Raw genomic sequence first — 14786 nt, 5'->3', positions numbered from 1 at the left:
GAATCCGCGGATTCATTCGATAGCTGTGCCTGGCAATCGACGGCAAGAAACGGACCTTCTGAGGAATGGCTGAGGAATGCAGGGGCTCAGTCCCGAGGGCGCAGCCTCTCCTCGAACTCGGCTCGAGCAGCGATCTCGGCTTGCTCTCGCGCTTCCGTGTTCGGGGCGAGCTCGGTGACCATGTAGCTGTCGGCCGCGAGCGCGGTCTCGGGATCCCAGAACGCCAACACCGAGGAGCTCGCGAACGGGGGCCGGCCGACCATCTCGTCCAGGTCCCACTCCTTGTCCCAACTCGGCGGCAGCGCGCGGATCGCCTGGCGCACGGTGTCCGGGTAGACGCTCGCCCTGTGGGAGAGGATCTCGTCCGCCATCTCCGTCAGCAGGCGGAGGACCACCAAGCATGCGCCGCACACTGGCGCTTCGAAATCCTCCTTCATGGACTCGACGCTCCGCGGCACGTTCGGCTCGTGGGTCCCCGGGTACGACTTGTTGTCACAGAGCGACCGCCGCCCGACGATCCAGATGTGCACGAGCCGCGGAAGATCCATGAAGCCAGCATCGCGCCCACGGCCGAAGGAGTGCCACCGCTGAGCGCCCGTCTCGCACGTCGGTCCCACCGACCGTCCGGGAGTGCCTAGGCAGCGTGAACGGCCGCGAGCGGCTCGATCACCGCCTGTCCGCCGTGCGCCGCTCGATGCGTCCGCCAGCGTGTCCTGCGAGCACGGCCACCACGGGATTCATACTTCTGGCGGCCATCGACGTCAGCGCCCCGCTGGGTTAACCTGGCGCGCATGGAACGGATGATCGCCTGGGGTGTGCTCGCGATCATCGGCGCGCTCTTCACGCTTCTAGGACCGGCGGTTCTGATTCAGGTGGTGGGGGCGGTTCAGATGGGGTGGGCGCTGCTGGCGATGGCGTACCTGTCTCGCCGCCGCCGATACCAGCCTCCCGAAGCTGCTCCTCGACCACCTGGTCGATGATGTCCTGTCGGCTGTCCATAGCCACCTGCAACGCCGCGGAGCCGAGGAACACAGAGATGATCGCCATAATCGTGCTGATCAGGGCGTAGAGCGCGACGGCACGGTCTCCTGTGGCTTTGTCCCAGAAGGAGCTCTTGGTCTGTTGAATCACGGACGCCAGCGCCGGTGCTTCGCGAGCGATGTCACGTTCCAGGTCGGCCAGGACCCGCTCCGGATCGTCGCCTTTCTTGACGCGTCGCCGCGTCTGCTCGAGAGACTTCCGAAGTCGCGCGAGCTGATACTCGCCAAGCTCCGTGGATGGGGTGACGTGGAGCTGTCCCGAAGGCCCCGCCACGTAGCGCGCGTCGAGGATGGTTGCGCGTTTGTTGCAGCCAGGCACCGGGCAGGTCTGGGAGCTGCCGACGAAGGTCTGACCGGCAGTCCATGGTCCCATCTCTCCGAAAGCGGTGGCAGGAACGGAGCCGTGGACTGGGCAGTTCGCCAGGGCGTAAGGCATCTCGTGATCGTATGGGCGCGAGCCCGCCCTAGTCGAGTGGTGTGCGCCTCTGTGACGCATTGGCACATCTGCCCGTCCGGGACTGCCTAGACGGCGTGAAAGGCCGGGAGCGTCTAGATCACCGGGTCTCCGGCTACCTCTCGGCGCGCTGGTGGTCCCGCCACGTTTCGATCGAGTAGCGGTCGGGCCCAGCGTCGTCGCGCCGAGCGCTTGCGACTGCGGCTTCTGCGGCCTCACGCGTTGCGAAGATGCCGACGACGTCGGGCTCTGTCGCCCAGAGACGGGTGACGGTGACGAGGTGATGCGCGGCGGTGGTCATGCGTCCAGGGTGACGCGACGTCGCGACGGTCGGAGCGCCGGGCGCGAAACGGACCGCGGTGGCGCGCCTGTCGGCCCTCCTGTACCTCTGGGGTTCCCTGCGTCCGGGAGTGCTCAGGCGGCGTGAAAGACCGCCACGGGGTCCGTCACCGGCTCCTGGCGTGCGTTGTAGTTCAGGGCGCCCGGACGGCACGGGTTCGCGACAATCTTCCGGCGCAACCACTCGGTCAGGACGTCCTCTTCGATCTCCACACGGTGCGTCCCGAGTCGGCGATGAGGCATCCCCTCGCGCATCCAGTTCTGAACCGTCGTTCGGGTCCGCTTCACCCGCCGAGCAGCTCCACGGACCGAGTACGCGGTCACGCTGCTCGCTCCCCGAAGCGCGACGCACGCTGATTCACGAGCTTCTTCCGCAGCCACAGCGTCAGGTCGTCCTCCCGGATCCGCACGTCGTACTCCGAGACGCGCTCGTGCGGGAGTCCCTCCCGGAGCCACCGCTGGACCGTCACGCGATCCCGCTTGATGCGCCTCGCCGCCTGCCGGACGTTGAACACAGAAGAAGCCTCGACCATGCAGTCATTCTGCACGATCGAGGCCCCCCTCTGAAGGACTGCTACCCGATAGAACCCTACCAGCGGCCGCGGCTCGAGTCCTGGTCGCGGAGGTCGAGAGCATCGTTGACGACTAGGCGCGCGCTGCCGTCGGCGATCTCACGGATGACTCCGAAGAGGGCGCCGCCGTCCATGTAGACGGGGCGGTCACCGGCGGGGACCTGCTGCTGCTGAGCAAGCTGCGCGTTCGACAGCTCGATCAGCCTGTTCAGCCGACCCTCGTCGACCACGGCCTCCGAACGTCCGGCCTCTGCCAGACGCACGACAGTGCCGCCCTCGACCGGCAGCACAACGGCGCCACGGGCAAGCTCGGGAGGGTCACCGAAGGAACCACCGCCGCCGCCTCGGGCGCCAGACGTGTCCGGACCCTTCACTCCGCCGAACAGCCTGTTGATCGTTTCGACGGCGGTCCTGACGCCCGAGACGATCCCATCGATGAAGCTGGTCACGTTCCTGACAGCGTCCTCGACCATGCCCTGCACGCCCTCAGCGAGACCACCGAAGAAGTCGGAGATCGACTCGCCGATGTCCTCCGCGCTGTCCTTCGCGACGCCGAAGTTCTCGAGCAGCTTGGTGACGAAGTCGCCAATAGCCGTCCCGACCTTCTCCTGCATGTCGATGATGCCCTGCCAGATCTTTTCCCACAGAGCACCGATCGCGTCGAGAGCGCCGGTCATGTCGCCGCTCATGAGGCCCGAGATCAGCAGCAACGCAGTCTGCAGGGCGCCGTTCATGAAGTCCGTGGCCGTCGTCAGCGACGCGACGAGGATCTCGACGACGGGCTTGATGAGGTCGAGAGCGGGCACGAGAACGTCCGACGCGACGCCTGCGATGAGCGTCAGCGTCTCGAGGAACGGCACCAGCAGCGGAGCGAGCGCGGAGAACAGCTCCGCGACGATCGGCAGGGACTCGATGAGGACGGGCAGCAGCTCCTCGATCAGCGGCAGGAGGGCGGGCACGATCTCCGACAGTGCCTGCACGAGAGGCGGCAGAAGCGTCGTGGCGGCGTCGGAAAGCACGGGGGCGAGTGCCTCGAACGCTCCGACGAGCGCGTCGCCGAGCACGGGGATCAGGGGCTCGAGCGACTCGAGCAGCGTCGTCACGACTGGCGCGACTGCTTCGATGCCGGCGCCGAGGACCTCCCCGAGCTGCGCTCCGAGGATCCCCGCGAACGTCCCGACCGAGCCCAGCGCATCCGCGAGCGCGGGCAAGGATGGGCCGAGCGCGTCGATGCCGGCAAGGATCCCGTCGAAGAGACCCGTCAGTCCGGTCTGGAACTCGGGGCGAGCGAGCGCATCGGCGATCCGGCCGATGAACTCGCCGAGTCCCGCACCAGCACCGCTGAAGATGTCCGCGATCGCCGGCGCCAGGGTGCCGATGAGGTTGCCCAGAGGGGCGAACGCAGTAGCGAGCCCGGCAGCCCCAGCAGCTGCGCCGGTGAACAGCGTTGTGAGCGCCTCCTGCACGCCGGAGGACTTGAACACTTCTGCGATGCCGGCGAGGCTCGAGGCGAGCGTCGCGATGCCGCCACCACCTGCAGCCTGCGCCGCGTCCGCGATCGAGGAGATGATCGATCCGGCCGAAAACAGGACCGAGCCGAGCTCCTGAGCAGCCGTGATGCCGGTGTCGATCCAACCCTTGAGCCGGCCGTCCGCGGCCGCGGCGCCGACGAACTCGTCGAACCGGGTGGTGAGGTCCGAGATCCACTGCGCGAGACGGGGCAGGTAGTCGGAGCCGACGAGGCCGAGATTGACGAGGGCCGAGGCGAAGGCCCCGGTGCCGCTCGAGGCGATCGCGATGCTCTCGTTCAGCCGCCCGAACATCTGCTCGAGGGCGGCGCCAGAGAGGGCGGACTGGAAGCCCTGCGCGAGCGAGGCAGTCCAGGATCCGAGGGCGCCGGCCGTACCGGCTAGGCCGTCCCGGATGCCGGGGAAGATCGAGTCGGAGAGCTCGCGGAGATGCTGCGCGGCCTGGTCCCAGAACCCGTCGCCGATGACGTCGCCGAGGCCCTTCCACCGGTCGATGACGTCGCCGAGCCGGTCGCCCATCTGCGACAGCGCGACCGCGAGGACAGCGACGGAGACGCCGGCGCCGACGATGAGGGCCGGCGCGAGGGCCGACACCGCGAGGATGGACGACAGGCTCGCGGCGAGCGTCGCAAGACCCCCGCCAGCCGAGATGCCCACGGCGGCGAGAGACGCGATCGACGAGGCGACGGCCGCGATCTTCGGAAGCGCCCGGTCCAGATTCGCCAGGCGCTCCCCGACGCCCTTGAAGATGTCTCCGCCCAGGCGGGCACCGGACAGAGCGGCGATCGCGGCGCCGACCTTCGCGACGGATGCCTTCGTCACCTCGAGGTTCAGCGGCACTACGCGAGGTCGCGCGGCCTGCGCGATGCGCGCGTTGCTGAGCGTCGCACCATTCACGTCGACGTTGAGGTGGATCTCCTGGCCCGACCAGTGGTCGATGAACCGCTTGATCGTCCTCTCGGCCGGGCGCATGTCCGCGTCCACGTTGATCTTCAGGACGTTGCTCTTCTCGATGCGAGTGAGCGTCTTCTTCAGGTCCTCACGGAACCGGGTCGCATCCGGTACGACACGGATGGTGACGCGGCCGACTGACTTGCCGCCTACGCCGGCCATCAGCGGTCACCGTCCTCGAAGTTCTCGAGGTCGTCCGCGAGGCGGGCGATCATCGCGCGCTCAGCGACAACCTCCTCGAGGACGCTTCGAGCCTCGAGCGACAGAGCCGACCGAACGAAGGACACGAGCTCCATGACGACGTCCAGGAGGAGCGTCTGCGGCTGGTCTCCCTCGAACCCGTACCGGTCAGCGATCGCCACGACGTCGGCCGCGAACGATCGGCGATCGGAGCCCGCCGCCATCGATGCGCAGTACAGCTCCTCGACCGCGCGGGGGTAGTCCGGGCTGTTCTCGATCAGGAAGGAAGGCCCCGGGTCGTAGGTCGGGGCAGGGTCTCGGTTCAGCAAAGCACGCTCCTCGCGTGGCTTGCACACCGAGCCCTGAGGCCGTCGCGGAAGGGTGAGAGTCGACGTCCCGAGACCGGAGCGGGTGCCTCACGAAGAGCGAGACAGCCCCGCGACGTCGACACGGCGATTCTACCATCGAGGGCCGTCTCAGAACCTGCTCGAAACAGGGTCGAAAGAGGCCAATTCTCGCGCGTAATTCGTCGCCTTGACGAGGGCAAAACCCGCGGAATTACGGGGCAGAAGGCCCAGGAGACCCCCTGAGAAAAAAACCCCCCAGAGTCCTGCGCACCGCGTCCAGCAGAACGCGAAGCGGGCTCCCGTGGCGGGTGGGGGAAGGGGTGGTGGCCCGGGGGTCAGGCAGTCGTAGCGAGGGTAGCGATCGCTACGACGAGGGAGGCTGCGGCGATGGCGAGGGACACGACGGCGATCCAGGTGGAGGCGATCGACATGCGGTGGGAGCGGTCCTCTGCCTGCTGGGCCGTTGCGAGGGTCGCCTGGGTCAGCTCTAGCTGCGTGTGCATCGCGTCGACCATCTCACCTACTCGCTCACGCATCTTCTCGGTCTCGTCCGCCGTGCGCTCAATGTTCGACGGCGTCGGGTCGTAGGGCTTCGCGTAGCGCATCTGACGGGGATCGAATTCCACAGAGGCCAGTCTGTCAGCCGACGATGAAGAGGGCACCAATCGATGTGCCGAGCGATGCGGCTGCGACCGCGAGGGAGATCCAGCCGATGCGGTTCGCGCGTCGCTCTGCTTGCTCTGCTGTGGCGAGGGTGTCCTTCGAGAGAGCGACCTGCTGCGCCACGAGCTCTGCTTGCTCGCGCATCACTTCAGTGAGAGCAGAGAGGTGCTGAGTCATAGCGGCTGTGTTGTCCGCGGTTCGCTTCGGCGACTGGTCGATCTCGTAGGGGATTTTGCTGAGGCGCTCCGCAACTCGGTCGGGTTCGAGCAGATCCCCGGGAAGCGGAAACTTCAGGGCGCCATTCTCGGCCAGACGTGCGGCGAGTCGTTCGCCGAAGCTCGCACCGGGGCTCCCAAAGGCTTTGCCGAGTGGTCCGCTGCTCGGGTCGATGTCGTCTGCCATCCCAGCAGAATGCCATTGATCCCGGACAGGTGGTGCGGCTGTCGGGGGTCGAGCATTGAGGGGCGGTCATGCGTAACACAGCTGCGCCCCCGTGCCGTGCTGGCAGTGGGGGCGCAGTGCGTGCCGGGCTCGGCTCGGTGTGCGGTCGACGACCGAGCACGGCGTCTGGCGAGCTCGTGGCTCAGTCGGTGGGGTGCGGCCGGCGTCAATGCGAGGAGGCGGACGCCGGCCGCGGGGGAGTAGAAACCACCTCTGACCTACTCCCCGGTCTGTGGGGTCAGCGGCGGAGGCTGAGCTTCTCCTTCTCGGCGGCCGCGCGGGCCTTCACGGTCGCGGCGGTGTAGGCGCGGATGCCGTGCAGCTGCTGGTCGTACTCCGCCCGCGTCGGGACGGTGAGGTGAGCGCCGTGCTCGATCAGCCACCGGAACTGCTCGGCAGCCGTGACGTGATCCAGCCACGGAGCGGTCTGCCGAGGGAGCTGCCTGCCGACGTCGGTGCCGCTGCTGAGGTCGGCACCGCCTGCGAGCCAGCAGTCGGGCCACACCTCGGCGTAGTTCGACACGATCCAGGACGCGGGGTAGAGCGACTGGACCGTGCCGAGCATCGCCGACGCGATCGCCGCGAGCTGCTCGTACCGACGAGCGAGCTGCCGGGCCCGCTTCCACTCGGCTTCTGCTCCCTCGCGGTCGTCGTCAGCGGAGCGGATGCCGAGGAGAGGCCCGTCGAACAGCTCACGTGCCTCCCTCTCCACCTCTCGAGCGAGCGCCGAAAGGCCGCGAGTGATACGACCTGCGTGCGTCCGATACCAGCTGTCCGCCTCCGCCGACAGGGTGCCCGAGATCTCCCGGCGCACCATCTCGCCCACCTCCGACACTTTCCGTGCGTCAGAGGCCAGCACAGCGGGCCGGAGAGCATCGTCGACGTTGGTGCCGTCCATGTACGCGCGGGCAGCGGCGACGACTGCTTCACCCGCCGATGGCACCGCGACCTTGTAGTCGAGGAAGCGGGCTGTGCGCTCGACGAGCTCGTCGTAGCCGGGCACCGTTCGGGCGACCTCGTGGAAGATGTCGTGCGATTGGAGCCCGTCGAGGGCGATCGGGGACTTGTACGGCTCGGTGACGATGAGGGTCGGATTGCTCACAGCTGGTTCTCCTTCTCGGTGACGGCGGGGGTGCGGCGGGCTGCTCGCTCATCGGCTGCGAAGAGGCGGCGGTCCCGGTACGTCTCGATCACCTGCTCCGCCTGATTCGGTCCTGACACCTCGGGCCGCTCGAACGCCGGCCCCTTCCTCTGCAGCTGCTCGGTCACCTCTCGGCGACGGTCGTTGATCTTGCTCATGGTCTTCCTCTCATAGCTGGCTACTTCTGGTCTCGAGGACCGCAGCCGGTAGATGGTCTGGTCTTCATCAGCGAAGAGAGAATCGGTAGGTCGCTTCCGGCAGGAAGTGACCCTGATCTCAGGTCACTGGTCTTGGTCACTGGTCTTCACTGGTAGTCGGAACGTGGTTCCGGTAGATCGGTCGTGAGGTTCCGGTGGTCGCGGAAGGACGTTCCGGTGGTCGGACGTGAGGTTCCGGTAGTACCGGAACGTCCTTCCGCTGGTGTCATGTCATCCCTGCAGCCGCACCCACTCCTTGTCCGTCTCCCGGAAGCTCTCCGGCACGGCCAGGAAGTACTCCGATCGCGCCCAGTCGCCGCCCTTCCGGCGATGCTTCTCGACGGTCAGCAGCTTCCGCGCCTCGAGCCGGCGGATGACCGTTCGCACGTTCCGATCCGACTGCCGCGTGACTGACGCGATCGTCTCCTGCGAGGGGAACGCGCAGCCCTCCTCGCAGCTCTCCATCTCCGCCAGGTACACCAGCACGAACGCCTCCGGCGCCGAGAGCTCGTAGTGCTTCCCCGCCGCCCACGCCCAGTTGCGGGCCGAGATGCTCATCCATCGCCGTCCCTCGAGTTCAAGCGCCGGGCCTCGTCGGCTGCAGCAGACAACGCGAGCGAGAGCGCGGCGGCCTCGTCGCCGCTGCACTCGTCGTCGACGGAGAGCTCGACGATCCATTCGGGCTCGTCGTCGGTCCTGAGAACCTGCACCCGCCAGCGGTCGTCCTCGAGCTTGAGCGCGGTGTGCTGATGCCACGGGCTGCCGTCCTCGCCGATGACGTGCGCGCCGCGGTAGTTCACGCACGCCGGCTCGCGGCACGGGATCAGGAGTCCGCCGAACGGCTCGGCGGAGAGCGTGACCACTCGGCGCCCATCCGCGAGGCCGTTCCACGGGAGCCTGCCGCTCAGTCCCTCACGGACTCTCCGCAGCATGAGCTGCATCTGCTGCAGGTCGCCGATGGTCGAGCCCGCGTACATGCGGATGGTGAACGTCCTCGCCGACTCGTCCTCGACGAGCGCGCCGGCGAATCGGTAGCCGTCCTTCTCGAACACGGGTCGAGCTAATAGTCGGACGACTGTCGCCCACCCCTCGAAGCGGGCGGCGTGGTCCACCTCGAGCGGACTCGGCGCCGTGAGCAGGTCCAAGGAGGTCGTTTCGCTTGACGCGGCGTCGGGGGTGGGCAGTAGTCTCGTGTTCAGCATGATGCTTCCTCTTCCTGGCGGTTGGGGCGGGTGTCGTTGGGTCGGACAGCCAGTGATGATGGCTCTCCGGCCCTTTGTCGTTGTGGGCGGGTATCGAGGGGGGTGGACCATCCCGCCGCGTCTGACGGGCTCACAGCGGCCTGCCGTTCGCCGGATGGTCCTCACGGCTCTTCAACCGCTCGAGCGTCGCCGTGAGGTCCTGCACGAGCCGAGGTAATAACCGCAGCAGCAGCCCCGCCGTGATGGTCTTCCCGCGGGTGAGCTGCACGGCTGCGACTCGGGTGGTGGATCCCTCGATCGCGAGCGTCACGCGGACCTCCCCGAGCTTCGCGCCGGCCATCAGGCGGCGCCTGCAGATTCCTGCGCGGAGAGCCAGGCCTCGAGCACGTCCTCACGCACGACGCGTCGGCGGCCGAGCTTGAAGGTCTCGGCGAACTCACCTCGCTGAATCCAGTAGCGAATCGTCGCTTCCGATCGGTTCAGCCTCTCGGCCGCCTCCGGGATGAGTAGCAGACGTGACGTCGACATTGCAGTCCTCTCTCGCCCCCCTTGGCCGGAGGGCATCTTCGTTAGAAGGAAGACAACCACTCAGTGTCGTTACTTGTCAAGCACGGACCCTCGGTGCCGTAGAGTCTCCTTCTATGGAGAGCAGCGGCCGAGTTAGAGGCAACGCGAGCGGTCCGACCAGCGATGTCGTTGGCGAGAACGTCGCTAGGATCCGCCAGCTACGCCACCTGAAGCAGGCAGACCTGGCGGAGCTGGTCGCCGAGCTCGGGAGGAAGATCCCCACGGCGAGCATCGGCAAGATCGAGTTAGGCCTACGCAGAGTCGAAGTGGATGACTTGATGGTCCTCGCGCTGGCGCTGGGTGTCTCGCCTCTCTCGCTGCTCCTGCCGGACACTAGGCGGCCTGAGGAGAATGTCCAGATCTCAGGAGCCAACGGCCGCGCAGACGTCGTCTGGCGCTGGGCCCTCGGAGAGATCGACCTGATGAAGACTGGGCGAGATGAGATTGCCCTGACGGACTCGGGCATCTTTCGCCACGAGGCGCTCCCGGGGTGGATCGACGTCGAGACGCGCGTCTACGGACCGAGCGAGTCGCGCTGATGCCGTCTCCTCGGAAGCTCCCTGACGGCCGCTGGCAGGCCCGGATCCGCAAAGTCCCTGGCGGGCCGCAGATCTCGAAGACCGCCCGCACGAAGACCGAGGTGCAGAAGTGGATCGACGAGACGACCGCAGCGCTCGTCACCGGTACGCATGTTGAGCAGAAGGCCGGCGCCGTCACGTTGCGCGCCTACTTCGTGGAGTGGTCCGAGCGGCAGATCTGGGCATCGGGCACAGTCCGTGGGATGACGCTCGCCGTCGAGTCGACCCCGTTCATCGACCGGCCGTTGCGGTCGATCACCCGCGCGGACGTCGAGCTCTGGGTGAAGAAGATGCAGACGGCTCCGAGAGCCGGTGTGCTGAACGGTGAGCCGCGAAAGGTGGGCCTCGCGCCTTCCACCATCGCGACGCGCTTCACGAACGTGCGGACCGTCCTGCGGGCCGCGGTCGTCGACAAGAAGATCACCGCCGACCCGACCGTCGGCGTGAAGCTCCCGCGCCAGCGAAAGACCGAAGCGTCGATGGAGATCCCGAGCGCAGAGAATGTCCGCGCATGGCTCGACGCCGCCGACCCCGAGTGGAAGGCGCTGATCGCCCTGTGCGCTTTCGCGGGACTCCGGCTCGGCGAGGCGGCCGGGCTGAAGGTCGGGGACATCGACTTCCTGCGCCGCGAGTTCCACGTCCGCCGACAGATCCAGCGCGAGAACGGCGGCAAGGTCGAGATCCGTCTCCCGAAGTACGCGAGCGAACGGGTCGTCACCGCCCCGGCCGCGCTGCTCGAGATCCTCTCGGAGCACATCGCCCTCTGCCAGCTGCAGGGGCTCTCGGACGCGTGGCTGTTCCTCGGGAGCAATGGGAACCCTGCGCACCAGAACACCATCGGCTACGCCTGGCGGAAGACGAAGGCAGCGGCCGGCGTCGACGGCTTCCGGCTGCACAGCCTCCGACACTTCTACGCGTCAGGGCTGATCGCCGCCGGCTGCGACATCGCCACGGTGCAGCACGCGCTCGGTCACACGTCGCCGACGGTCACGCTGAGGACCTACACGCACCTCTGGCCGAAGGCGGAGGAACGCACGCGCGCGGCCGCGCAGGGCATCACGGATGCTGTTCTCGGGGCTCCTGAGGAATCTGTGAGGAACGCCCGGCCGGGATCCGCGTAGTTCCGGGCCAGAACCCGCTGTTTACGTGTTGGTTACACATTCGTAGCGGTGAGAAGCACACGGATGTCATTCGCCGGGTTAGGTTCGAGTCATCAGGTACAGCGCCTGGTCGAGACGGCCACAGAAGTACGGCTCGACATCGCGCAGACGCCGAAGGGACGCTGCGCGGTGCACGACACGCACCGATGAGGCCGGCTCGAGGACATGAGCCGGGGGCTCCGGCCCCCGGAGTGTGGAGAGTCGTCGTGACAGTTCCCCAGGGCATGGATCCGCAGACCGGGACGCAGGGCGGCGTCCACCGCCGTGTCCAGCACGGCTCCTCGGATCCGGCCGATCAGCTCCTCCGCACCTACGTCCTGGACACCTCGGTGCTGCTGTCGGATCCGTCCTCGATGTTCCGGTTCGCGGAGCACGCCGTCGTGCTGCCGATCGTCGTCATCAGCGAGCTCGAGGGAAAGCGCAACGATCCCGAGATCGGCTACTTCGCCCGGCAGGCCCTGCGCCGCCTCGACGAGCTGCGCGTGCAGCACGAGCGCCTCGACTTCCCCATCGCCGTCGGCCGCGGCGGCACGCTCCGCGTCGAGCTCAACCACTCGAACATGTCGGTGCTGCCGAGCGGGCTCCAGATGGGCGACAACGACGCGAGGATCCTCGCCGTCGCGCTCAACCTGCAGAGCGAGGGCGCCGTGGTCACCGTCGTGTCCAAGGACATGCCGATGCGCGTGAAGGCCGCCTCCATCGGCCTCGCCGCGGAGGAGTACCTGGCCGAGCAGGCCCCCGAGTCCGGTTGGACCGGCATGGACGACGTGACGCTCGGCGGCGACGCGATGAGCGAGCTCTACGACCGCGAGCGGCTCTTCACGGACGTCGTGGCCGACATCCCGGTCAACACCGGGCTCGTCGTCCACTCCGACCGCGGCTCCGCTCTCGCGAGGGTCACCGGCAAGCGGCAGATCACGCTGGTCCGCGGCGACAAGGACGTGTTCGGCCTGCACGGGCGGTCGGCGGAGCAGCGGCTCGCGATCGACCTGCTGCTCGACCCGGAGGTCGGCATCGTCTCGCTCGGCGGCCGGGCCGGCACCGGCAAGTCGGCGCTGGCGCTCTGCGCGGGCCTGGAGGCGGTGCTGGAGAAGCGCCAGCACAAGAAGATCATGGTCTTCCGGCCGCTCTACGCGGTGGGCGGCCAGGACCTCGGCTTCCTGCCCGGCGACGCGGCCGAGAAGATGAACCCCTGGGCGCAGGCGGTCTTCGACACGCTCGGGGCGCTGGTGTCGCAGAACGTGCTCGACGAGGTGATCGAGCGCGGGATGCTAGAGGTGCTGCCGCTCACGCACATCCGCGGGCGCTCGCTGCACGACGCGTTCGTGATCGTCGACGAGGCGCAGTCGCTGGAGCGGAACGTCCTGCTCACGGTGCTCTCGCGCGTCGGGCAGAACTCCCGGGTGGTGCTGACCCACGACGTGGCGCAGCGCGACAACCTCCGGGTCGGCCGGCACGACGGGGTCGCCTCCGTGATCGAGACGCTGAAGGGCCACCCGCTGTTCGCGCACGTCACGCTGACCCGCTCCGAGCGCTCGGCGATCGCCGCTCTGGTCACCGAGATGCTGGAGTCGAACGAGCTCGCCTGACGGGCTCGCCGTGCGTCCGACCCGTGGGATCCGAGGATCCCCGGGCCGGGCGCGTCCCTGCAGGGCACCGGGGCGTAGCGTGGACGGGTGAGCATCCTCGACGACGCGCTCCTCGAGCGCTTCCGCACCCGCGCGGCCGACTACGACGAGCGCAACGCGTTCTGCGCGGACGACCTGGAGGAGCTGCGCTCGATCGGGTACCTGGCGCTGCTCGTCCCCGAGGAGCTCGGCGGTGCCGGCCTCGGCCTGGAGCAGGCGGCAGCCGAGCAGACGCGCCTCGCGACCGCCGCGCCCGCGACCGCGCTCGCCGTCAACATGCACCTGGTCTGGACCGGGATCGCGCGACTCCTGCTCGAGCGGGGCGACGACTCCCTCCGCTCGGTCCTCGTCGACGCCGCGGCGGGTCACGTCTTCGCCTTCGGCAACAGCGAGGCGGGCAACGACCTGGTGCTCTCGGATTCGCTGACGCGGGCGGAGCCGCTCGGGGACGGCGGCTACCGCTTCACCGGCACGAAGGTCTTCACCTCCCTCGCGCCCGCCTGGACGCGGCTCGGCGTGTTCGGCCGCGACGACAGCGGGACGGAGCCGCGGCTCGTGCACGGCTTCGTGCACCGTGAGAGCCCGGAGTCTGCGGTCGCCGGGCTCGAGGTCCGCGACGACTGGGACACGCTCGGCATGCGGGCGACCCAGAGCCGCACGACGGTGCTCGACGGCGTCGTCGTCCCGGCCGGGCGGATGATCCGCTCGCTGCCCGTCGGACCGACCGCCGACCCCTTCGTCTTCGCCGTCTTCGCGGCCTTCGAGCTGCTGATCTCCTCGGTCTACCTCGGTGTCGCGCAGCGCGCGCTCGACCTTGCCGTCGCCTCCGTCCGCCGACGGACCTCCCTCCGGGCGGGAGGGCGGCCACTGGCGGAGGACCCCGAGGTGCGGCACCGGGTGGCTGAGGCCGGGATGCTGCTCGACGGGCTCGAGGCGCCCCTGCGCACGGCGGCGGCCGACGTGGACGCGCTCGTCGACCGCGGTGCGCGCTGGTTCCCCTCGCTGGTCGGGGTGAAGATCCGCACCACGGAAGGAGCGCTCCGCGTGGTCGAGAGCGCCGTCCGGATCGCGGGCGGCTCGGCGTACCAGCGCCGGTCGGAGCTCGGTCGCCTCTACCGAGACGTGCTCGCCGGGCAGTTCCACCCCTCCGACGACGCGTCGGCCCACGGCGCCTGGGCGTCGCTCCTGCTGGGACCGCTGCCTCCGCGCGACTGAGGCCGGGGAGGGACCCGCCGCCGCCCGAGCACACCTGCGGGCCGCCCTGTGGAGAACTCCGACGCCCCGAGGGCGGTGCCCCCTAGTCTCGGCGGATGCTCCGCGGATCACTGCTCGACCGGGCCGCCCTGCTCCTCGGCGCCCTGGTGCTCCTCCTGATCGGGGCCCCGCACCTGGGTCGGGCGCCCGGCCTCGTCCCGGTGGCGCTCGCGAGCGTGCCGTTGGTGCTGGCGGACGTGCGCGGGCACCGGCTCCCGAACGCGGTCACGCTCCCGCTGCTGGTGGTCGGAGCCGTCCTCGCGCCCACGGCGGGGACGCTTCTCGCCGTCCTCGCGACGGTGCTGTGCCTGGGCGTGCTGCATGCGGCGGGCGGGCTGGGCCTCGGCGACGTGAAGCTCCAGGCGGCCCTCGCACCGCCGCTCGCGGCTCTCGGACCCGAGCAGGTCGTCGCCGCGCCCGCTGTCGGCTTCGCGGTGGCGGGGCTGTGGGTGCTCGTGCTGCGCGTCCGCGGACGGGTCGCATTCGGACCGTTCCTGCTCACGGGGTTCTGGCTGGTGCTCTGACGGCCCGCCTCCGCGCCGA

General features: G+C 68.7%; 19 protein-coding genes. 5 read left to right on the top strand and 14 right to left on the bottom strand.

Going from position 1 to position 14786, the window contains the following annotated elements; translation table 11 throughout:
* Window positions 1-86 precede the first annotated feature (86 nt).
* From C5B93_RS01130 to C5B93_RS01060, 14 genes are all read right to left on the bottom strand, one after another.
* Complete coding sequence (locus tag C5B93_RS01130) at window positions 87-548, bottom strand: hypothetical protein (protein WP_146078406.1); 462 nt, start codon at window positions 546-548, stop codon at window positions 87-89.
* 292 nt (window positions 549-840) lie between these two features.
* Window positions 841-1476, bottom strand: coding sequence for a hypothetical protein (locus C5B93_RS01125; protein ID WP_146078405.1), 636 nt, complete (start codon window positions 1474-1476; stop codon window positions 841-843).
* 133 nt (window positions 1477-1609) lie between these two features.
* The gene (locus C5B93_RS01120; RefSeq protein WP_104291569.1) at window positions 1610-1795 is read right to left on the bottom strand and encodes a hypothetical protein; all 186 of its coding nucleotides are present in this window, start codon (window positions 1793-1795) and stop codon (window positions 1610-1612) included.
* Between the two features lie 358 nt (window positions 1796-2153).
* The gene (locus C5B93_RS01110) at window positions 2154-2381 is read right to left on the bottom strand and encodes a helix-turn-helix domain-containing protein (protein WP_146078404.1); all 228 of its coding nucleotides are present in this window, start codon (window positions 2379-2381) and stop codon (window positions 2154-2156) included.
* A gap of 41 nt (window positions 2382-2422) precedes the next feature.
* Window positions 2423-5047, bottom strand: a complete 2625-nt coding sequence (locus C5B93_RS01105; protein WP_104291566.1) for a hypothetical protein — start codon at window positions 5045-5047, stop codon at window positions 2423-2425.
* Window positions 5047-5394, bottom strand: coding sequence for a hypothetical protein (locus tag C5B93_RS01100; RefSeq protein WP_104291565.1), 348 nt, complete (start codon window positions 5392-5394; stop codon window positions 5047-5049). The genes C5B93_RS01105 and C5B93_RS01100 overlap by 1 nt, the downstream gene beginning before the upstream one ends.
* Window positions 5395-5747: 353 nt before the next feature.
* Complete coding sequence (locus C5B93_RS01095) at window positions 5748-6038, bottom strand: hypothetical protein (RefSeq protein ID WP_146078403.1); 291 nt, start codon at window positions 6036-6038, stop codon at window positions 5748-5750.
* A gap of 13 nt (window positions 6039-6051) precedes the next feature.
* Window positions 6052-6477, bottom strand: a complete 426-nt coding sequence (locus C5B93_RS01090; RefSeq protein WP_104291563.1) for a hypothetical protein — start codon at window positions 6475-6477, stop codon at window positions 6052-6054.
* Between the two features lie 277 nt (window positions 6478-6754).
* Window positions 6755-7618, bottom strand: a complete 864-nt coding sequence (locus C5B93_RS01085; RefSeq protein ID WP_104291562.1) for a hypothetical protein — start codon at window positions 7616-7618, stop codon at window positions 6755-6757.
* Entirely contained in the window at window positions 7615-7815 is a 201-nt protein-coding gene (locus tag C5B93_RS01080) for a hypothetical protein (RefSeq protein WP_104291561.1), read from the bottom strand. Before C5B93_RS01080 ends, C5B93_RS01085 begins: the two co-directional genes overlap by 4 nt.
* A 270-nt stretch (window positions 7816-8085) precedes the next feature.
* Entirely contained in the window at window positions 8086-8412 is a 327-nt protein-coding gene (locus C5B93_RS01075; RefSeq protein WP_104291560.1) for a helix-turn-helix domain-containing protein, read from the bottom strand.
* A complete protein-coding gene (locus tag C5B93_RS01070; protein ID WP_104291559.1) occupies window positions 8409-9056 on the bottom strand; it encodes a hypothetical protein in 648 nt (215 codons plus the stop codon). The genes C5B93_RS01075 and C5B93_RS01070 overlap by 4 nt, the downstream gene beginning before the upstream one ends.
* Window positions 9057-9186: 130 nt before the next feature.
* Window positions 9187-9396 carry a hypothetical protein gene (locus tag C5B93_RS01065; protein WP_104291558.1) on the bottom strand — a complete coding sequence of 70 codons (210 nt, stop codon included), beginning with the start codon at window positions 9394-9396 and terminating at the stop codon, window positions 9187-9189.
* Window positions 9396-9584: an AlpA family transcriptional regulator gene (locus C5B93_RS01060; protein ID WP_219814008.1), complete on the bottom strand. Its 189-nt coding sequence runs from the start codon at window positions 9582-9584 to the stop codon at window positions 9396-9398. Before C5B93_RS01060 ends, C5B93_RS01065 begins: the two co-directional genes overlap by 1 nt.
* Window positions 9585-9697: 113 nt before the next feature.
* Here C5B93_RS01060 and C5B93_RS01055 point away from each other — a divergent pair, with 113 nt between their 5' ends.
* The 5 genes from C5B93_RS01055 (at window position 9698) to C5B93_RS01035 (ending at window position 14767) form a co-directional block, all read left to right on the top strand.
* Window positions 9698-10162 (top strand): helix-turn-helix domain-containing protein, encoded by a 465-nt coding sequence (locus C5B93_RS01055; RefSeq protein ID WP_104291557.1) that lies wholly within the window; start codon window positions 9698-9700, stop codon window positions 10160-10162.
* The gene (locus C5B93_RS01050) at window positions 10162-11322 is read left to right on the top strand and encodes a site-specific integrase (RefSeq protein ID WP_104291556.1); all 1161 of its coding nucleotides are present in this window, start codon (window positions 10162-10164) and stop codon (window positions 11320-11322) included. Before C5B93_RS01055 ends, C5B93_RS01050 begins: the two co-directional genes overlap by 1 nt.
* Window positions 11323-11585: 263 nt before the next feature.
* Window positions 11586-12950 carry a PhoH family protein gene (locus C5B93_RS01045; protein ID WP_104266924.1) on the top strand — a complete coding sequence of 455 codons (1365 nt, stop codon included), beginning with the start codon at window positions 11586-11588 and terminating at the stop codon, window positions 12948-12950.
* 87 nt (window positions 12951-13037) lie between these two features.
* A complete protein-coding gene (locus tag C5B93_RS01040; protein WP_104291555.1) occupies window positions 13038-14204 on the top strand; it encodes an acyl-CoA dehydrogenase family protein in 1167 nt (388 codons plus the stop codon).
* Window positions 14205-14299: 95 nt separating this feature from the next.
* Window positions 14300-14767, top strand: coding sequence for a prepilin peptidase (locus C5B93_RS01035; protein ID WP_104291554.1), 468 nt, complete (start codon window positions 14300-14302; stop codon window positions 14765-14767).
* Window positions 14768-14786: the final 19 nt, after the last annotated feature.

This window comes from Rathayibacter sp. AY1A2, assembly GCF_002930935.1.
Classification (GTDB): domain Bacteria; phylum Actinomycetota; class Actinomycetes; order Actinomycetales; family Microbacteriaceae; genus Rathayibacter.
This window is presented reverse-complemented; position numbering and strand designations above follow the sequence as displayed.